The sequence below is a fragment of the Mesorhizobium sp. WSM4829 genome (assembly GCF_055811475.1).
On record NZ_JBVVQJ010000004.1, the window covers coordinates 238,051 to 256,874 of the forward strand.

Genomic DNA, 18,824 nt, shown 5'->3' on the forward strand with positions numbered 1-18,824 from the left:
CCGATTTTTCGGGGTCATGCACTAGGGTTATCCCTGCGCAGCCGCATGAGAGCCCAAAGCCGCATGGCCTATCTCGACAACATCTCCGTCTTCGTTCGCGTCGTCGAGCTCGGCAACCTGTCGGCGGCGGGGCGCGACATGCGCATTTCGCCAGCGGTCGCCTCCAACCGCATCAAGGAGCTCGAAAAACATCTCGGTGTCAGGCTGTTCAATCGCACGACGCGGCAATTGATGCCGACCGAGCACGGCACGGTGTTCTACTCCGGCGCCAAGCAGGTGCTTGAGGCGGTCACCGAGGCGGAAGCCGCTGTCAGCGCTTTGTCCGGCCAGCCGCGTGGCACCATCAAGGTGACAGCGCCGCTTGGCCTCGGCCGGCGGCTGGTGGCGTCGGGAATCCCCGATTTCCACGACAAATATCCTGACATCGAGGTTCGGCTGAGGCTTTCGGACCACAATGTCGACATCATGAAGGAAGGCATCGACGTCGCGTTCAGACTGGGTATCATCGAGGATTCCAGCCTGAGAATGCGCGGCATCATGGAGTGCGAGCGGGTGCTGGTGGCGGCGCCGAAATATCTGGAGACGCGCGGCGAACCGACCGAGCCGCAGGAACTGATCGCCAACAAACACGACTGCCTGATGCTGCGCTACGCCGGCGCGCGCGAATATGTGTGGACGCTGCAGACGGCCGACGGTCCGCGGAAATTCGAGGTGCACGGACCCTATGACACCGACGATGGCGACGTGCTGACCGGCTGGGCGCTGTCGGGCCGCGGCATCATCAACAAGCCGCGCTTCGAGGTCGAGCCGTTCATCCGCGACCGGCGTCTGAAGGTGATCCTGCCCGACACGCCACCGACGCCGGTGCAGTTCGCCGCCGTCTACCCGCACAAGAAGCTGCAGGACCCGAAGGTGCGGCTGCTGCTCGATTTCATGGCCGAGCGCTGCCAACGGCTGATCAAGGAAATTCTGGCCGGCAAATGAGCGTTGCTCGAATTCTGGCCGTCAGCCGGCCATTGCCTTGCCACGAGAGACGGGGTGCGGCGCGGCTAGCGCGCCAGCATGGGCGGCCAGTGCCGTCATGATCTCGGCCGCCGCCAAGGCCGCAATGACTTGCGGACGCTTGTCCTTGACCGCATCGCCGCCGATCGGCGAGACGAGGCCGGCAAATTGCGCCTCGCTGCCGTCCGCCGCCTTCAGGAACCAGTTTCTGAATGTCGCCTTCTTGGTCTTCGAGCCGATCATGCCGACATAGGCGGCATCCCGGCGTTTCAGTGCCTCGGCGATGATCAGGAAATCCAGCGCGTGGTCGTGGGTGAGGACGACGAACGCGGCGCCAGCCGGAGCCTTGCGCACCATCGCCTCGGGCATTGGCGTCAGGCTGGTTTCGACCGTGTCCGGCATGCCCTCCAGCGCCTCGGCCCGCGTCTCGACAACGACGACACGGACCGGCAGCAAGGCCACCGCCGAGGCCAGCGCCTGGCCGACATGGCCGCCGCCGAAGATGTAGACATGCGGCAACTGCGCCTGCTCGGCGTCCGCCGCCGCGACCAGCTCTTGCGCCAACGCCGTGTCGACCAGCCGGATCAGCACCTCGACCCTGCCGCCGCAGCACTGCCCGATCTCGGGCCCGAGCGGGACATCGAGGGTAGCGCGGATATCCCTCCCCCTTGAGGGGAGGGTGGCGGCGAAGCCGTCGGGTGGGGTCGCCGCGCCAGTGCTCGACATTTTCTTAGGTCGCGTGCTTCCTCTACCGACCCCCTCTGGCCGCTCCGCGGCCATCTCCCCCTCAAGGGGGGAGAAGAGCAGCTGCCGCGCCTTGTCGATCGCGATGAATTCGAGCTGGCCGCCGCCGATCGTGCCAAAAATCGCCGCGCCCGAGACGAGCATGAAGGCGCCCTTCTCGCGGGGCGTCGAGCCTTTGGTCCCAGCCACCTCGACCAGGGCAACCCGGCCGGCGCCGCCAAGAAACGCTTTCAGGCTTTGCACTTTCGAGGTCATGTTTTTGCTTTCCCTATCGGGAAACATAGGGTTTTTCGGCCCGGATTGCACGCCTTGTACGACCCCCGGGACCGAGTTCAAGCACCAGCCTTGGCTTCCGTCTTCAGCCGTTCGATCGCTATCAGCACCCGCTCCGGCGTCGCCGGTGGGTCGAGGCGCGGGCAGATCCGGTGGTCGGCAACGCTTGCCACCGCATCCGACAGCGCATGCAGCACCGAGATGCCGAGCGGCAGCGGCGGCTCGCCGACCGCCTTGGAGCGGTGCACCGTCGGCTCGCTCGCTTCCGGCCAATCGGCCAGTGTCACATTGAAGATCTTCGGTCGGTCCGAAGCGAGCGGAATCTTGTAGGTCGACGGCGCATGGGTGCGCAGCCGGCCCTTTTCGTCCCACCAAAGCTCCTCCGTCGTCAGCCATCCCATGCCCTGGATGAAGCCGCCTTCGACCTGGCCAAGGTCGATGGCGCGGTTCAGCGAGCGTCCGGTCTCGTGCAGGATGTCGGTGCGCTCGACGACATATTCGCCGGTCAGCGTGTCGACCGAGACTTCCGAGCACGCGGCGCCATAGGCGAAATAATAGAAGGGACGACCCTCGCCCTTGTCGCGATCCCAGTGGATTTTCGGCGTCTTGTAGAAGCCCGCCGCCGAAAGCTGGATGCGCGCCATGTAGGCCTGCCTGACGAGATCGGCGAAGGCGATCTCCTGGTTGCCGATACGCACCCGGTTGGGCAGGAACAGCACCTGATCGCGCGGCACCTGGTATTTTTCGGCGGCGAAGTTGGTCAACCGCTCCTTGATCTGCCGGGCCGCGTTCTGCGCCGCCATGCCGTTGAGGTCGGAACCGGACGATGCGGCGGTCGCCGAGGTGTTCGGGACCTTGCCGGTCGTCGTCGCGGTGATCTTTACCTGGTCGACGTCGATCTGGAATTCTTCCGCCACCACCTGCGCCACCTTGACGTAGAGGCCCTGCCCCATTTCGGTGCCGCCATGGTTCAGATGCACCGAACCGTCGGTGTAGACATGCACCAGCGCGCCGGCCTGATTGTAGTGCGTCGCGGTGAACGAGATGCCGAACTTGACCGGCGTCAGCGCCAATCCACGCTTGATGAAGCGGCTGTTGGCGTTGAAAGCTTCAATGGTGCGGCGACGCCTCGCATAGTCGCAACTCGCCTCCAGCTCGGCGACGATGCGGTGGATGATGTTGTCCTCCACCGTCTGGTGATAGGGCGTGACGTTGCGGTCGCTGGTGCCATAAAAATTCTTCTTGCGGATTTCGAGCGGGTCCTTGCCAACGGCAAAGGCGACCTCCTCGATGACGCGCTCGGCGCCGACCATGCCTTGCGGCCCGCCGAAGCCGCGGAAGGCGGTGTTCGACACGGTATTGGTGTAGAGCGGCGCCGATTGCGCATGAACCGCCGGCCAGAAATAGGTGTTGTCGCAGTGGAACAGCGCGCGATCGGTGACCGGGCCCGACAGGTCCGCCGAGAAGCCGCAGCGCGCCGCAAACATGAAATCGACGCCGAGGATATTGCCGTCGTCGTCGAAGCCGACCTCGTAATCGACGAGGAAGTCATGGCGCTTGCCGGTGGCGATCATGTCGTCGTCACGGTCGGGCCGGATTTTCACCGCGCGATGGTGTTTTTTCGCAGCAATCGCCGCGAGCGCGGCAAACTGGTTGCCTTGCGTTTCCTTGCCGCCAAAGCCGCCGCCCATGCGGCGGATCTCAACCGTGACGGCATGGCTCGGCACGCCGAGCGCATGGCTGACCATGTGCTGGATTTCGCTCGGATGCTGTGTCGACGAATAAATCGTGACGTCCTGATCCTCGCCGGGAATGGCCATGGCGATCTGGCCTTCGAGATAAAAATGGTCCTGGCCGCCGATGCGCATTTTTCCTTTCAGCCGGCGCGGCGCCGCCCTGATCGCAGCCGCGGCATCGCCGCGCCTCAGGGTCAGCGGCGGCGTGACCAGCTTGTCCTTGCTGGGATCGAGGACGCCGATGTCGGTGACGAAAGGCAATTCCTTGTATTCGACCTTGGCCAGCCTTGTGGCGCGGCGCGCCTGCTCGCGGGTTTCGGCGATGACGCAAAAGATCGGTTGGCCGAAGAACTGCACCTTGCCGTCGGCCAGCACCGGTTCGTCGTGGCGGCCGGTCGGCGAAATGTCGTTTTCGCCCGGCACGTCGCTCGCCGTCAGCACGTCGACGACGCCGGGTGCTGCGCGCACCGCCGCCAGGTCCATGCTGCTGATGGTGGCATGCGTGGCCGTCGACAGCCCGAGGCAGCCATGCAGCATGCCGGATGATTCCGGCATGTCATCGATATAGACGGCCGTGCCGCGGACATGCTTGTGCGCGGAATCATGACGCTGGTCGGTGGCAACGCCACCAGCGATTTTCTGCGCCTTGAGGTTTGAAGCGTGCTTGGTCATCACGCCGCCTCGTGGCGCGATATCTGGATCGGTGCTTTGGTGCCGCTGGTCTCGGCGAAGAACCGCAACAGCAGGTTGCGCGCCGCCAGCGCCCGGTATTCGGCGCTCGCCCGCATGTCGGTCAGCGGGGTAAAGTCTTTGGCGTACTCGGCCATGGCGGTCTCGACCGTCGGTTCCGTCCAGGGCCTGCCGAGCAGCGCCTTTTCCACGCCGAAAGCCCGCTTCGGCGTTGCCGCCATGCCGCCATAGGCGATGCGCACCTCCGCCACCGTGCCGTCCTTGGCCAGGGCCAGCAGGAATGCGCCAAGTGCGGCAGTGATGTCCTCGTCACGGCGCTTGGTGATCTTGTAGACGGCGAATTTGGTATCCCTGCCCGGCACTGGGACATGCACGGCCTCGACGAATTCACCCGGCTGCCGGTCCTGCTTGCCATAGGCGATGAAGAAGTCTTCAAGCGAGATCGTCCGCCGCTTGTTGCCGCGGCGCAGCGTCAGCCGCGCGCCGAGTGCGATCAGCGGCGGCGGCGTGTCGCCGATCGGCGAGCCATTGGCGATGTTGCCGCCGATCGTGCCCATGTTGCGCACCTGATCGCCGCCGATGCGATCGAACAGCGGGCCTAGCGCCGGGATGCGTTTCGCCAGCATTGAGAAAGCCTCGGTGTAGGTGACACCAGCGCCGATCGAGATGATGCCCTTGTCTTCGGAAATCCGGCACAGCCCGTCGAGATTGCCGATGAAGATCGCCGGCGCAATCTCGCGCATGTGCTTGGTCACCCACAGGCCGACATCGGTCGAACCGGCAACGATGGTGGCGCCCGGCTCCTTGTCGAGCACGGCGGCGAGGTCGTCGGCATCGGCCGGGACGACCAAGCGCTGCTTGCCGGCGCCGATCTCGATGCGCGAACCGTCTTTCATCGCTTCGAGCTTGCTCGTGATCGCCTTGCGCTCCGCTGCCAGCGGATCCTTTGCCGCCTTGCCGTAGCTGGAGATGGCACGTGCCGCCCGCATGATCGCCTCGTAGCCGGTGCAGCGGCAGAGATTGCCCTGAAGCGCCTTTTCGATGGCTGCATCCGACGGCTCCGGTGACCGCATCCACAGGGCATAAAGCGACATGACGAAGCCCGGCGTGCAGAAGCCGCATTGCGAGCCGTGGAAATCGACCATCGCCTGCTGCACCGGATGCAGTTTTTCGCCGTCGCCGCGCAGATGCTCGACGGTTACGACATGCGTGCGATCGAGCGAGCCAAGGAAGCGGATGCAGGCATTGACGCTTTCATAGACTAGCCGGCCGCCTGACAGCCTTCCGACCAGCACGGTGCAAGCGCCGCAGTCGCCCTCGGCGCAGCCTTCCTTGGTGCCGCGCAGCGAGCGCTCGAGCCGCAGCCAGTCGAGCAAGGTCTCGTCGGGCGCGACCGTGGTCAGCGCAACATCCTTGCCATTGAGGATGAAGCGTATCTCATTGCGTATCTTGAGCCTCGTCATGTCTCAGCTCCCCCGATAGGTCGAATAGCCGTAGGGCGATATGAGCAGCGGCACGTGATAGTGTATCGGCTCGGCCATGCCGAAGCGGATCGGCACGCTGTCGAGGAAGGCCGGTTCCGGGAGTCTCAACCCCTGCCGGCGCAGATAGTCGCCGGCGGCGAAGACCAGCTCGTATTCGCCGGTGCGGAATTCCGCGTCGGCAAGCAGCGGCGCGTCACACCGGCCGTCGGCATTGGTGACCGCTGTCTTCAGATGCGTCCGCATGTCGTCGTTGATGCGGTAAAGCTCGATCGACAGGCCTGCCGCCGGCCTGCCGGTCGCGGTGTCGAGGACATGGGTCGTCAGACGTCCGCCTTCGGCTTTCGACGTTTCCGCCACTGGCTGCTCCCATTCCGGTACACTCGAACATGTCCGGTACAGTCGAACATGTTTGGCGAATTGTGCGCCCATTAAAGGCGATGCATAAGTCCCGGTCGAGTGAAGTGCTGCAAAAACACTTTCAAAAATTTTCGGGGGAATGCGCAAGCAATCCTTTCGACTATCCTGATCACACTATCCGGCAGGAGCGACAATGCGTTACGAACGAGACATGCGCGGCTACGGCGCCAATCCGCCGGATCCGAAATGGCCCGGCAGGGCGCATGTCGCGGTGCAGTTCGTCGTCAATTACGAGGAAGGCGGCGAAAATTGCGTCCTGCACGGCGACAAGGCTTCGGAAGCCTTCCTGTCCGAGATCGTCGGCGCTGCACCCTGGCCCGGGCAGCGCCACCGGAACATGGAATCGATCTACGAATATGGCGCCCGCGCCGGCTTCTGGCGATTGCTGCGCCTGTTCACCGAGGCTGAGGTGCCGATCACCTGCTACGGCGTCGCCACAGCACTGGCGCGTTCGCCCGACCAGGTCGTGGCGATGCAGGAGGCCGGCTGGGAGATCGCCTCGCACGGGCTGAGATGGATCGACTATCGCGACCATGCGCCGGAGGACGAGCGCCGCGACATGGACGAGGCAATCCGGCTGCACTACGAGGTGACCGGGGCGCGGCCGACCGGCTGGTACACCGGCCGCACATCGATCAACACCGTGCGGCTGGCGGCGGAAGAGGGCGGCTTCGACTATGTGTCGGACACCTATGACGATGAACTGCCGTACTGGTTCGAGCATGGTGGGCCGGACGGGTCGGCAAAACCGCAGCTCATCATCCCCTATACGCTCGACGCCAACGACATGCGCTTCGCCACGCCGCAGGGCTTCAACTCGGGCGACCAGTTCTTCGCCTATCTCAGGGATAGTTTCGACACGCTCTATGCCGAGGGCAAGGCAGGGCGGCCGCGCTTGATGAATATCGGCCTGCACTGCCGCCTCGTCGGCAGGCCGGGCCGGGTCGCGGCGCTGAAGCGCTTCGTCGACTACGTCAAATCGCACGACAGGGTCTGGCTGGCGCGACGCATCGACATTGCAAGGCACTGGCAAGAGAACCATCCGTTCCGGCCGCCGACGCTGCGCCCGTCGAATATGGAATTCGAGGCTTTCGTCCAGGCATTCGGCGGCGTATTCGAGCATTCGCCGTGGATCGCCGAGCGCGCCTATGAGCTGGAGCTCGGTCCGGCGCATGACAGTGCCGGCGGTCTGCACAATGCGCTGTGCCGTGTCTTTCGCGGCGCCAGCGAGACCGAGCGGCTCTCCGTGCTCAACGCCCATCCCGACCTTGCCGGAAAACTGGCTCAGGCCAAGCGGCTGACAACGGAATCGGCCAGGGAACAGGCTTCCGCCGGGCTCGAGGCGCTGACCGATAAAGAGCGCGAGCTGTTCTCCAAGCTCAATGCCGCCTACGTCACCAGTTTCGGGTTCCCCTTCATCATCGCGGTGAAAGGCAAGACCAAGGAAGAAATCCTGGCGGAGTTCGAGGCGCGCATCGGCAACAGCCGCGCTGTTGAATTCGAAACCGCCTGCAAACAGGTCGAGCGTATCGCACTGCTCCGCCTCAAGGACATGCTTCCGCAATAGGCCTAGCTTCCGCAACAGGCTCTGAACATATGGATACGATGAAAATGGCCGACCGAACCTATTACGCGCCGCAGGGCGGCCACCCCGGCCAGAGTGAGCTGCTGACCGGCCGCGCCGTCTTCACCGAGGCCTATGCCGTCATTCCACGGGGCGTGATGCAGGACATCGTCACCAGCGCCTTGCCGTTCTGGGACAAGACCCGCGTCTGGGTGCTGTCGCGCCCGCTCTCGGGTTTTGCCGAGACGTTCTCGCAATATATCGTCGAGGTGGCGCCCGGCGGCGGCAGCGACCGGCCGGAACCGGATGCCGGCGCCGAGGGCGCCCTGTTTATGGTCGAGGGCGAGCTGAGCGTTTTGCTGGCTGGCGAGAAGCATGTCCTGCAGCCGGGCGGCTTTGCTTTCCTGCCGCCGGCCAGCGGATGGACAGTTCGCAACGAGAGCGGCTCTGCTGTCCGCTTCCACTGGATCCGCAAGGCTTACGACGCCGTCGAAGGCATTGATGTCCCGCAAGCCTTCTTTGCCAACGAACAGGACATTGCGCCGACGCCGATGCCCGGCACCGAGGGCTGTTGGGCGACGACGCGCTTCGTTGACTCTGAAGACATGCGCCACGACATGCATGTCACCATCGTCACGCTCGAACCGGGCGCGGTCATTCCCTTCGCCGAGACGCATGTCATGGAACACGGCCTCTATGTGCTGGAGGGCAAGGCGGTCTACCGCCTCAACCAGGACTGGGTCGAGGTCGAGGCCGGCGACTATATGTGGCTGCGCGCCTTCTGTCCGCAGGCCTGCTATGCTGGCGGCCCCGGAAAATTCCGCTATTTGCTCTACAAGGATGTCAACCGGCACGCCAAGCTTGGTAGCGCCGGCGTCGGGAGGCGCGCGCCATGACCCGCATCGTGGCGCGGCCGCTAACCCGCGAAAATTTTGCCGAGTTCGGCGACGTCATCGATATGGGCGGCGGCAATCACTACCCGATCAATCGCGGCAAGGCCGAGCGCTATCACAACCTCGCCACCGCCGAAGCGCAGGGGCCGAATGGGCGCGTGCTGATCTCCATGGTGCGCGGCACGCCTTACGATTTTCCGCTGAAGCTCACCATGGTCGAGCGTCATCCGTTCGGCAGCCAGGCTTTCATGCCGTTGTCGCCACGGCCGTTCCTGGTCGTCGTCTGCCATGATGGCGACGACGGCCCGGGCGAGCCGCACGCCTTCCTCACCGCGCCCGGGCAGGGCGTCAACTATCCGCGCAATCGCTGGCACGGCGTGCTGACGCCGATCGGCGAGGCCCAGGACTTTCTCGTGGTCGATCGCGGTGGCGACGGCTCCAACCTCGAAGAATGCCATTTCTCGCACGCCTATGAGATCCATCTTCCCAAGGGGACCGCATGATGGTCGACGTCTCGCTGATCGACCGACTGCTCGACGTCATCGAGCATGACATCGTGCCGAAGACGGCCGAAGGAGTCGCCCACGGCAACAAGCTGTTCGGCGCCGCGATCCTGCGCAAGAACGACCGTTCGCTGGTGCTCGCCGAAACCAACAACGAGACGGAAAATCCGCTCTGGCATGGTGAAGTGCACTGCCTGAAGCGGTTTTATGAAATGCCGAAGGCTGAGCGCGTCGACACCAAGGACGCGATTTTTCTCGCCACGCACGAACCCTGCTCGCTCTGCCTGTCGGCGATCACCTGGACCGGCTTCGACAATTTCTACTATCTTTTTTCGCATGAGGATTCGCGCGACAGCTTCGCCATCCCGCACGATCTGAAGATCCTGAAGGAGGTCTTCACCCTCGACCCCGGCGGCTACAATGCCGAGAATGCGTACTGGAAGAGTTTTTCGATCCGAAAACTGGTGTGGTCGCTGCCCGAGACCGAGCGTGTGCGACTGGAAACGCGGATCGGCAAAATCTCCGCACGCTATGACGAATTGTCCAGCGCCTATCAGACGAGCAAGGCTGACAACGACATTCCGTTGAGTTGAATGCCGCAAAGTTCAAAGCTTGAAATGCCCCCTTTATGGTGGCATACTGCGTTATGGAGAAACGCAGGCCCACTTACGATCTTGATGCTATCAAGGCGGAGTTGGACTCTGTAGATACGCTGGCAATCACGACGTCCGCCCTGCGGGATGCGGTTGGCCTCGGCTTCGATCGCTCCAGTATAGTCGAGGTGATCGGCAGCATCACGCGAAAAATGTTTGTAAAGTCAATGACGACATTCGCCGACCATCGTGTCTGGCAAGATGTCTACCACGTGCCAGCACGCGAGTTGGTGCTCTACGTGAAATTTCAGGCGGACGTCGTGACCGGATTCACAGTCATGTCGTTCAAGGAAAAGTGACTATGACGACGAAAGTAAATAATGAAACGAACACCATGATCTCCCCGGAAACAGGAGAAACGCTGACGCGTGGAGTGCGTCCGTTCACTGTGACTTACAAGGGCGAGAGCATGATCGTCGATCTGCCGGGGTATTATCCCCCATCGGGAGATGAGGGCGTGCATGTCGGGGACGACATGACTGTCGTCGATGCAGCGCTCCGCATCCTCAAAGAAAAGATTGACGGCGTTCCGGCGCCGGCCACCATCCGTCGCGTGCGCACAAAGCTCAAACTGTCGCAGCGCGAAGCGGGATCCCTGTTCAAAGTCGGCGAGAACGCTTTCGACAAATACGAACGGGGTTTGATTGAGCCGAGTGGCCCGACCATTCAGTTGATGACGCTGTTGGAAAAACATCCCGAACTGCTGGACGAGTTGCGATAGCGCGCTCCCTGACAGGTCGCATATTTTTTTGCTCCAGTCGCGAATGGCGATTGAAAGTCGCCTCGCTGCGGGGCGTTATGCCCCGCATGAAGACCATCACTGAATTTCCCCGCAAGGTCGTCGAATTTCCGGACATGGGCATCGTCATGCCGGATGGCTGCCGGCTGTCGGCGCGGGTATGGATGCCGGCCGATGCCGTCGACGACCCGGTGCCTGCGATCCTTGAGCACCTGCCTTACCGCAAGCGCGACGGCACCACCTTTCGCGATCAGCTGACGCATCCCTATTTCGCCGGTCACGGCTACGCCTCGATCCGCGTCGACATGCGCGGCAATGGCGATTCCGAAGGGCTGATGGACGACGAATATTCCGAGCAGGAATTGCAGGACGCCTGCGACGTGATCGCCTGGGCGGCGGCCCAGCCTTGGTGCAACGGCAATGTCGGCATGATGGGCATCTCCTGGGGCGGCTTCAACTGCCTGCAGACGGCAGCCAAGCGGCCGCCGGCGCTGAAGGCGGTCATCAGCCTGTGCTCGACCGTCGACCGCTACGCGGACGATATCCACTACAAGGGCGGCTGCCTGCTGATCGAGAATTTCGGCTGGGCCTCGACCATGCTGTCCTATTCGTCGCGGCCACCGGACCCGCTGCTGGCCGGCGACAACAGATGGCTCGACCTATGGCTGACCCGGCTGGAGAACCAGCCCTTCCTGGCGCCATTGTGGCTGAAGCATCAGCACCGCGACGCCTATTGGAAGCGCGGTTCGATCTGCGAGAACTATTCCGCCATCCAAGCCGCCGTGCTGTCGATCGGCGGCTGGCATGACGGCTATCGCAATACGATTTCCCACCTCGCGGCCAATATCGAGGCGCCGGTCAAAGGCATCGTCGGCCCGTGGATCCATAAATACCCACATTATGCGGCGCCTGAACCGCGCATCGGCTTCCTGCAGGAGGCGTTGCGCTGGTGGGACCGCTGGCTGAAGGACATCGAGACCGGCGTCGATGCCGATCCTGCCTACCGCGCCTATGTCATGGACAGCGTCCGCCCCGCACGCTGGCATCCCGAGCGGCCCGGCCGCTGGGTTGCCGAAGCAGACTGGCCATCGCCCAACATCAAGGCTGAGGCGATCGAACTGATCCCGGAAGGCGCCAGGCCTGCAATCGTGGCTTCGCCACAAAGCTGCGGCCTCGCCGGCGGCGAATATTTCCCCTTCACCTTCGGGCCGGAACTGCCCGGCGACCAGCGCCCCGACGATGCGCTGTCGGTGTGTTTCGACCAGCCCCCGCTCGGCGAGGCGATCGACATTGTCGGCGCGCCGGAGGTTTTGATCCAGGTCGCCTCGGATCGACCGCAGGCCAACATCGCGGTGCGGCTGTGCGACGTGCATCCCGACGGCGCGTCGGAGCTGATCTCCTACGGCGTGCTCAACCTGACGCACCGCAATTCGCACGAATTCCCGCAAGCGCTGGTGCCGGGCGAAGCCGTCAGCGCCCGGGTCGTGCTCGACCAATGTGCCTATCGCGTACCATCAGGCCACCGCCTGCGTATTGCTGTTTCGAACGCCTACTGGCCGATGATCTGGCCATCGCCGGAACCGGTCCGGCTCGACCTGTCGGCGGCAACGCTGAAGCTGCCGCTGCGCCCGCTGGCGAAAGGCGACGAAGTCACGTTCCCCACGCCGGAGGCAGCCGCGCCCTGGGCGACGGAGACACTCCGCGCTGCCAATTCCGAGCGTCATGTCAATTGCGATGAAAAGACCGGAATGATCACGCTTTCCATCGTCGACGATTTCGGCGAGGTTCGCGATCTGGAGCATGGCCTCGCCAATGGCAGCATCGCGCGAGAGACATGGACGATCCACCCCGACGATCCGTTGTCGGCGTCGGGCAAGACGCATTGGACCCAGACGCTGTCGCGAAACGGATGGTCGGTGCGCACCGAAACATCAGCCGAGATGCGGTCCGACGCGCAAAACTTCATGGTTAACGCCAGAATCGAAGCCTATGAAGGTGAGAAACTGGTTTTCGAGCGCAATTTCGAAGAGAAAATCCCGCGCGCGCTGCTTTGAGCGCTTATTCGGATTGGTCCAATTGCGACGTGCGATTTACGCCACGGCATGTCGCATTCGGTCTTGCTTACGGCGTTCCCTTGCGGTCATTATTCTCCTCACAAGAAACCATAAAAAAACGGCCACAAGGTCGAACCAACAGAGTGAGGAACTCAACATGTCGAACGAACTGGAATTTCTTAGCCGGCGCGTCGCATCCGGTAAACTGAGCCGTCGTGATTTTCTCGGCCGGGCGGCAGCGCTCGGCGTCACCGCGACCTTCGCCAACTCACTGCTTTCAAGCGCGGCGCGCGCCGCCGGTCCGGTCAAGGGCGGCACGCTGAAGGCCGGCCTGGTCGGCGGTGAGTCCACCAACAGCCTCGACCCGGCGCTGATGATGACGCAGGTTCCGTTCGCCTTCGGCAAATGCTGGGGCGAAATGATCGTCGAGCTGTCCCCCGACGGCAAGCTCGAAAACCGCATCGCCGAGGAAATTGGTTCGTCGGACGACGGCAAGGTGTGGACGCTGAAAATCCGCGACGGCGTCGAATTCCACAATGGCAAGACGGTGACTGCCGAGGACGTGGCCGCCACGCTCGAGCGTCATTCCGACGAGAAGTCGAAGTCCGGCGCGCTCGGCTACATGAAAGGCATCGAGAGCATCAAGGCCAGCGGCAAGGAAGTCGTGCTGACCTTGAAGGAGGCGAACGCCGACCTGCCCTACCTGCTCAGCGACTACCACTTGATCGTCCAGCCCAACGGCGGCAAGGACAAGCCCGACGCCGGTATCGGCGCCGGCCCGTACAAGATCGTGACCAACGAGCCTGGTGTTCGCCATGGTGCCGAGCGTTTCGCCAATTACTGGCAGGGCGACAAGATGGGCCATGCCGACCAGATCGAGGTCATCGTTATCAACGACGCCACGGCGCGTACGTCGGCCCTGCAAGGCGGCCAGGTCAACATGATCAACCGCGTCGAGCCGAAGATCGTCGACCTGATCAAGCGTCTGCCCGGTGTCACCATCCGCAACCATGCCGGCCCCGGCCACTACGTGTTTATCATGCATTGCAACACAGCGCCGTTCGACAACAACGACCTCAGGATGGCGCTGAAGCTGGCGATCGACCGCGAGGAGATGCTGGACAAGATCCTGCGTGGCTATGGCTCGCTCGGCAACGATTTCCCGATCAACGCGTCCTATCCGCTGTTTACCGAGATCGAGCAGCGCAAATACGATCCCGACAAGGCCAAGTTCCACTACAAGAAGTCGGGCCATGACGGCGCCGTCCTGCTCAGGACGTCGGACGTCGCCTTCCCCGGCGCTGTCGATGCTTCGCAGCTCTTCCAGCAGAGCGCCGCCAAGGCCGGCATCAAGCTCGAGCTCAAGCGCGAGCCCGGCGACGGCTACTGGAACGAAGTCTGGAACAAGCAGCCCTTCTCCGCCTCCTACTGGGGTGGGCGCTCGACGCAGGACCAGATGTACTCAACCGCCTATCTGTCGACCGCGGACTGGAACGATACGCGTTTCCTGCGTCCGGATTTCGACAAGATGGTGCTGGCGGCGCGCGCCGAGCTCGACGAGGCCAAGCGCAAGCAGATGTACCACGACATGGCCGTCATGGTGCGCGACGAGGGCGGCCTGATCCTGCCGATGTTCAACCAGTTCATCGACGCGACGGGTGCCAAGGTCGCCGGCTGGGTGGACGATCCGCATCAGGAGCTGATGAACGGATACGCTCTGGCAAAGTGCTGGCTCGAAGCCTGAGCCCGGCCTTGCGGAGATGTCCTCACCCATCGTGAAACTGGTGGCCCAGCGCATTGCGCTGGGCATCCTCCTGCTGTTGGCCGTATCGGTCCTGATCTTCGCCGGCACCCAGATCCTGCCCGGCGACGTCGCGCAAGCCATCCTCGGACAGTCGGCGACACCGGAGTCGCTTGCCAATCTGCGCGAGCAGCTCGGCCTCAACGATCCGGCCTTTGTCCGCTATTTCCGCTGGCTCGGCGGCGTCGTGACCGGCGATCTCGGCACCGCCATGTCGAGCGGGCAGGATATTGCGACGTCGATCAAGGGGCGGTTGTGGAATACGCTGTTCCTCGCCTTCTGGGCGGCGGTCGTGGCCGTGCCGCTGGCGATCATCCTCGGCCTGATCGCGGTGCGTTACCGCAACGGCTGGGTCGACAAGCTGATCTCCGGATTGGCGCTCGCCTCGACGTCGTTTCCCGAGTTCTTCATCGGCTACGTGCTGGTCTATTTCTTTGCCGTGAAATACCAGATCTTCCCCGGCATCTCGACGGTCTATGACGGAATGCCTTTCGGCGAGCGCATGCAGGCGATCATGCTGCCGGCGGCAGCACTGACGCTGGTGGTGCTCGCCCATATGATGCGGATGACGCGCGCCGCGATCCTCAATGTGATGCAGTCGGCTTATGTCGAAACCGCCGAGCTCAAGGGGCTTTCGGCATTCGCCGTCATTCGCAGGCATGCCTTTCCCAATGCGATCGCGCCGATCATCAACGTCGTCATGCTCAACCTCGCTTATCTCATCGTCGGCGTCGTCGTGGTCGAAGTGATCTTCGTCTATCCCGGCATGGGGCAATTTCTCGTCGACCATGTCACCAAGCGCGACGTGCCGGTGGTGCAGGCGGTCGGCCTGATCTTTGCCGCCGTCTACATCAGCCTGAACATCATTGCGGACATAGCGGCGATCGTCGCCAATCCGCGTCTCAGACATCCGAAATAGGGGGGAGCGGGCATGCTCGACATAAAACGCATCCCCATTCCCGCGCTTGTCGGCCTGGTGCTGACGGCGCTATTCGTGCTGGCGGCGATCTTCGCGCCGTGGATCGCGCCCTATGGCAATGGCGAGATCGTCGGCGATGTCTGGGGGCCGATGTCGGCGACACATTGGCTGGGCACCGACAATCTCGGCCGCGACCTTCTTTCGCGCATGATCTACGGCGCCCGCGTCACGCTGTTGATCGCTGTGCTGGCCACCGCGCTGTCGTTCTCGCTCGGCGCCATCCTTGGCTTCTCGGCGGCGGTCTTCGGCGGCTGGTTCGACACGCTGCTGTCGCGTCTCGTCGATCTCCTGATGTCGATCCCGACGCTGATCATGGGCCTCGTCGTGCTCTCGGTGCTGCCAACCAATCTGGTGACGCTGATCCTGGTCATGGGCATTCTCGACTCGACCCGCGTCTACCGCCTGTCGCGGGCGGTCGCCGTCGATATCAACGTCATGGATTTCGTCGAGGCGGCCAAGCTGCGCGGCGAAGGTAGCGTGTGGATCATCTTCCGCGAGATCCTGCCCAATGCGTTGTCGCCGCTGGTTTCGGAACTCGGCCTGCGCTTCATCTATGCCGTGCTGTTCCTGTCGACGCTGTCCTTCCTCGGCCTCGGCGTGCAGCCGCCTAGCGCCGACTGGGGCGGCATGGTCAAGGAAAACAAGGACGGCATCGTCTTCGGCATCGCGGCGGCGCTCATCCCTGCCGCGGCGATCGCCATGCTGGCGATTTCCGTCAACCTTGTCGCCGACTGGGTGCTCAACCGCACGACGAGCCTGAAGGGAGGGCGCGGGTAATGGCTGACCAGCGAGCAAAGTCCGTGCTGCTCGATATCCGCAATCTGCGCATCGAGGCCACGGTGTTCCCGCCGGGCGAAGCGCCGAAGAACATCGTGCTGGTCCACGACGTCTCGCTGTCGCTCGAGAAGGGCAAGGTACTCGGCCTGATCGGCGAGTCCGGCGCCGGCAAGTCGACCATCGGCCTGGCGTCGATGGGCTATGGCCGCGGCGGCGTGCGGATCACCGGCGGCGAAGTCATCCTCAACGGCCGCGACATCCTCAAAGGCGGCAAGGAGGGCTTTCGCAAGCTGCGCGGCCGCGAGGTCTGCTATGTCGCGCAATCGGCTGCCGCCGCCTTCAACCCGGCGCACAGGCTGATGGACCAGGTCGTCGAGGCGACGCTGCTGCATGGCACGGCGACACGGGCCGCGGCCGAAAAGCGCGCCATCGCGCTGTTCAAGAAGCTCAGCCTGCCGAACCCCGAAAGCATCGGCGAGCGCTTTCCGCACCAGGTGTCAGGCGGCCAGCTGCAGCGCGTGATGACGGCGATGGCGCTGTGCTCCGAGCCCGACCTGATCGTCTTCGACGAGCCGACCACGGCGCTCGACGTGACGACGCAGATCGACGTGCTGGCGGCGATCAAGGACGCCATCCGCGACACGCATGTCGCGGCGCTGTACATCACCCATGACCTTGCCGTCGTCGCCCAGGTCTCGGACGAGATCATGGTGCTGCGCCACGGCCGGCTGGTCGAATGGGGCGGCACCCGCCAGATCATCAAGGAGCCGCGCCAGGAATATACCAATGCGCTGGTGTCGGTGCATGAGATCGAGCACCAGGAGCAAAAGCCCGGCACGAACCCGTTCCTGTCGGTCAAGAACATCACCGCCGCCTATGGCCGCAGCCATATCAAGGTGCTGAAGAACGTCTCGGTCGACATCTATCCGGGCCAGACGCTGGCGGTGGTCGGCGAGTCCGGCTCGGGCAAGTCGACGCTGGCGCGTGCCATCACTGGCCTGTTGCCGCCCGAACAAGGCACCGTCACCTTCGACGGGCGGCCGCTCGCCAACCGGCTTGCCGACCGGCCCAAGGAGGATCTGCGCCAGTTGCAGATGATCTACCAGATGGCCGACGTGGCGATGAACCCGCGCCAGACCGTCGGCACCATCATCGGCCGGCCGCTCGAATTCTATTTTGGTCTGCGCGGCCGCGAGCGCGACAAGCGCGTCGCCGAATTGCTTGACAAGATCGAAATGGGCAAGGGCTTTGTCGACCGCTACCCGGCCGAGCTTTCCGGTGGCCAGAAGCAGCGCGTCTGCATCGCCCGTTCGCTCGCCGCCAAGCCAAAGCTGATCATCTGCGACGAGGTGACATCGGCGCTCGACCCGCTGGTCGCCAACGGCATCCTGAAGCTGCTGCTCGAGCTGCAGAAGGAAGAAAACGTCGCCTATTTGTTCATTACCCACGACCTCGCGACGGTGAAGTCGATCGCCGATTCGATCGCGGTGATGTATCGCGGCGAGGTGGTGCGCTACGGCGCCAAGAGCCAGGTGCTGGCGCCGCCGTTCGATGCCTATACCGACCTTCTCTTGTCGTCAGTCCCCGAAATGGAGATCGGCTGGCTGGAAAAGGCGATCAAGGGACGGCGCATGGCCAGCGCCGGCAACTAGACACCCGACGATCCGCCACACCCGGTACGACGACGCCAGCGCGCGCCCTTCCCTGATAGTGTCCTGAAGGTTCTGCAAAAAGTTCTGGAGAGAGAACCGCCCATGCTCTGAGGCGAGGGGCGGCCATGGCACGCTGGTGACGTTGCGATCACCGATTCCCGTGGAAGGGTAAGTGCCATGACCAATCGAGACGTTAGACTGAGCAGAGGCGAGTTGAAAGCGTTGCTGTTGTCGGATGAGGACGGCTTCCGCAGAGTTTTGCAGACTGTGGTGCAGGAGACTTTGGAAGCCGAGATGACGGAGGCGATCGGGGCCGAGAAAGGCGAGCGGACGGCGGAGCGGGTTGGTTACCGGTCCGGCTATTACGAACGCAAGCTTGTGACGCGGGTTGGCGTGCTGGAGCTTCGGGTTCCGCAAGATCGGGCCGGCCGGTTCTCGACGGAGTTGTTCGAGCGTTATCAACGCTCGGAGAAGGCACTGGTATCGGCGCTGGTCGAGATGTACGTGCAAGGCGTGTCGACCCGGAAGGTGAAGGCGATCACCGAGGAACTGTGCGGCCATTCCTTCTCGGCCTCGACGGTGAGCGAGGCGACGGCGCGGCTGGATGAGGCGCTGAAGGCGTTCTTTGAGCGGCGGCTTGCCGAACCTTACCCGTACCTCATCCTGGATGCGCGCTACGAGCGGGCGCGCGAGGCCGGCGTGATCGCCAGCCAGGCGGTCTTGGTGGCGATCGGGGTCGACTGGGAGGGCCGGCGCCAGGTGCTCGGTGTCGAGCTGGCCAACCGTGAAAGCCATTCGAGCTGGCGCGCGTTCGTGGCAGGGCTCAAGCAGCGCGGGCTCGCCGGCGTCGAGTTCGTCGTCTC

17 protein-coding genes are annotated in these 18,824 nt (G+C 63.4%); 13 read left to right on the plus strand and 4 right to left on the minus strand.

Going from position 1 to position 18,824, the window contains the following annotated elements:
* Positions 1-63: 63 nt before the first annotated feature.
* The gene (locus tag AC0L17_RS06300) at positions 64-984 is read left to right on the plus strand and encodes a LysR family transcriptional regulator (RefSeq protein WP_473515205.1); all 921 of its coding nucleotides are present in this window, start codon (positions 64-66) and stop codon (positions 982-984) included.
* Between the two features lie 21 nt (positions 985-1,005).
* On the opposite strand, the gene xdhC is transcribed toward AC0L17_RS06300, so the two are convergent.
* The 4 genes from xdhC to uraH all read right to left on the minus strand — a co-directional run bounded on the left by xdhC (position 1,006) and on the right by uraH (position 6,286).
* A complete protein-coding gene (xdhC, locus tag AC0L17_RS06305; RefSeq protein ID WP_473515183.1) occupies positions 1,006-2,001 on the minus strand; it encodes a xanthine dehydrogenase accessory protein XdhC in 996 nt (331 codons plus the stop codon).
* Between the two features lie 77 nt (positions 2,002-2,078).
* Positions 2,079-4,427, minus strand: coding sequence for a xanthine dehydrogenase molybdopterin binding subunit (xdhB, locus tag AC0L17_RS06310; RefSeq protein WP_473515184.1), 2,349 nt, complete (start codon positions 4,425-4,427; stop codon positions 2,079-2,081).
* Positions 4,427-5,908: a xanthine dehydrogenase small subunit gene (gene xdhA, locus AC0L17_RS06315; protein WP_473515185.1), complete on the minus strand. Its 1,482-nt coding sequence runs from the start codon at positions 5,906-5,908 to the stop codon at positions 4,427-4,429. The genes xdhB and xdhA overlap by 1 nt, the downstream gene beginning before the upstream one ends.
* A 3-nt stretch (positions 5,909-5,911) precedes the next feature.
* Positions 5,912-6,286 carry a hydroxyisourate hydrolase gene (uraH, locus tag AC0L17_RS06320; RefSeq protein ID WP_473515186.1) on the minus strand — a complete coding sequence of 125 codons (375 nt, stop codon included), beginning with the start codon at positions 6,284-6,286 and terminating at the stop codon, positions 5,912-5,914.
* A 193-nt stretch (positions 6,287-6,479) separates the two neighbouring features.
* On the opposite strand from uraH, the gene puuE reads away from it, so the two are divergent.
* From puuE to AC0L17_RS06380, 12 genes are all read left to right on the plus strand, one after another.
* Positions 6,480-7,913, plus strand: a complete 1,434-nt coding sequence (puuE, locus tag AC0L17_RS06325; protein WP_473515187.1) for an allantoinase PuuE — start codon at positions 6,480-6,482, stop codon at positions 7,911-7,913.
* A gap of 44 nt (positions 7,914-7,957) precedes the next feature.
* A complete protein-coding gene (locus tag AC0L17_RS06330; RefSeq protein WP_473515188.1) occupies positions 7,958-8,806 on the plus strand; it encodes a bifunctional allantoicase/(S)-ureidoglycine aminohydrolase in 849 nt (282 codons plus the stop codon).
* A complete protein-coding gene (locus AC0L17_RS06335; RefSeq protein ID WP_236377920.1) occupies positions 8,803-9,306 on the plus strand; it encodes an ureidoglycolate lyase in 504 nt (167 codons plus the stop codon). The genes AC0L17_RS06330 and AC0L17_RS06335 overlap by 4 nt, the downstream gene beginning before the upstream one ends.
* Complete coding sequence (locus AC0L17_RS06340) at positions 9,306-9,899, plus strand: nucleoside deaminase (RefSeq protein WP_473515206.1); 594 nt, start codon at positions 9,306-9,308, stop codon at positions 9,897-9,899. The genes AC0L17_RS06335 and AC0L17_RS06340 overlap by 1 nt, the downstream gene beginning before the upstream one ends.
* Positions 9,900-9,952: 53 nt before the next feature.
* On the plus strand, positions 9,953-10,258 hold the full coding sequence (locus AC0L17_RS06345) for a type II toxin-antitoxin system MqsR family toxin (protein WP_473515189.1): 306 nt from the start codon (positions 9,953-9,955) through the stop codon (positions 10,256-10,258).
* A gap of 2 nt (positions 10,259-10,260) precedes the next feature.
* Complete coding sequence (locus tag AC0L17_RS06350) at positions 10,261-10,680, plus strand: type II toxin-antitoxin system MqsA family antitoxin (RefSeq protein ID WP_287072720.1); 420 nt, start codon at positions 10,261-10,263, stop codon at positions 10,678-10,680.
* An 86-nt stretch (positions 10,681-10,766) separates the two neighbouring features.
* Positions 10,767-12,752 carry a CocE/NonD family hydrolase gene (locus AC0L17_RS06355; RefSeq protein ID WP_473515190.1) on the plus strand — a complete coding sequence of 662 codons (1,986 nt, stop codon included), beginning with the start codon at positions 10,767-10,769 and terminating at the stop codon, positions 12,750-12,752.
* A 157-nt stretch (positions 12,753-12,909) separates the two neighbouring features.
* Positions 12,910-14,496, plus strand: a complete 1,587-nt coding sequence (locus AC0L17_RS06360) for an ABC transporter substrate-binding protein (protein WP_473515191.1) — start codon at positions 12,910-12,912, stop codon at positions 14,494-14,496.
* A gap of 16 nt (positions 14,497-14,512) precedes the next feature.
* A complete protein-coding gene (locus AC0L17_RS06365) occupies positions 14,513-15,472 on the plus strand; it encodes an ABC transporter permease (RefSeq protein ID WP_091592661.1) in 960 nt (319 codons plus the stop codon).
* A 12-nt stretch (positions 15,473-15,484) separates the two neighbouring features.
* Positions 15,485-16,309: an ABC transporter permease gene (locus AC0L17_RS06370; protein WP_473515192.1), complete on the plus strand. Its 825-nt coding sequence runs from the start codon at positions 15,485-15,487 to the stop codon at positions 16,307-16,309.
* Entirely contained in the window at positions 16,309-17,961 is a 1,653-nt protein-coding gene (locus AC0L17_RS06375) for an ABC transporter ATP-binding protein (RefSeq protein WP_473515193.1), read from the plus strand. Before AC0L17_RS06370 ends, AC0L17_RS06375 begins: the two co-directional genes overlap by 1 nt.
* A gap of 177 nt (positions 17,962-18,138) precedes the next feature.
* Positions 18,139-18,824 (plus strand): IS256 family transposase (locus AC0L17_RS06380; protein WP_473515194.1); only part of this gene is annotated, 686 nt, incomplete at its 3' end.

Bases quoted from the DNA above. Each gene is read 5' to 3' on its own strand.
- AC0L17_RS06300 (WP_473515205.1), top strand. From the start codon at position 64: ATGGCCTATCTCGACAACATCTCCGTCTTCGTTCGCGTCGTCGAGCTC.
- xdhC (WP_473515183.1), bottom strand. From the start codon at position 2,001: ATGACCTCGAAAGTGCAAAGCCTGAAAGCGTTTCTTGGCGGCGCCGGC.
- xdhB (WP_473515184.1), bottom strand. From the start codon at position 4,427: ATGACCAAGCACGCTTCAAACCTCAAGGCGCAGAAAATCGCTGGTGGC.
- xdhA (WP_473515185.1), bottom strand. From the start codon at position 5,908: ATGACGAGGCTCAAGATACGCAATGAGATACGCTTCATCCTCAATGGC.
- puuE (WP_473515187.1), top strand. From the start codon at position 6,480: ATGCGTTACGAACGAGACATGCGCGGCTACGGCGCCAATCCGCCGGAT.
- AC0L17_RS06330 (WP_473515188.1), top strand. From the start codon at position 7,958: ATGGCCGACCGAACCTATTACGCGCCGCAGGGCGGCCACCCCGGCCAG.
- AC0L17_RS06335 (WP_236377920.1), top strand. From the start codon at position 8,803: ATGACCCGCATCGTGGCGCGGCCGCTAACCCGCGAAAATTTTGCCGAG.
- AC0L17_RS06340 (WP_473515206.1), top strand. From the start codon at position 9,306: ATGGTCGACGTCTCGCTGATCGACCGACTGCTCGACGTCATCGAGCAT.
- AC0L17_RS06345 (WP_473515189.1), top strand. From the start codon at position 9,953: ATGGAGAAACGCAGGCCCACTTACGATCTTGATGCTATCAAGGCGGAG.
- AC0L17_RS06350 (WP_287072720.1), top strand. From the start codon at position 10,261: ATGACGACGAAAGTAAATAATGAAACGAACACCATGATCTCCCCGGAA.
- AC0L17_RS06355 (WP_473515190.1), top strand. From the start codon at position 10,767: ATGAAGACCATCACTGAATTTCCCCGCAAGGTCGTCGAATTTCCGGAC.
- AC0L17_RS06360 (WP_473515191.1), top strand. From the start codon at position 12,910: ATGTCGAACGAACTGGAATTTCTTAGCCGGCGCGTCGCATCCGGTAAA.
- AC0L17_RS06365 (WP_091592661.1), top strand. From the start codon at position 14,513: ATGTCCTCACCCATCGTGAAACTGGTGGCCCAGCGCATTGCGCTGGGC.
- AC0L17_RS06370 (WP_473515192.1), top strand. From the start codon at position 15,485: ATGCTCGACATAAAACGCATCCCCATTCCCGCGCTTGTCGGCCTGGTG.
- AC0L17_RS06375 (WP_473515193.1), top strand. From the start codon at position 16,309: ATGGCTGACCAGCGAGCAAAGTCCGTGCTGCTCGATATCCGCAATCTG.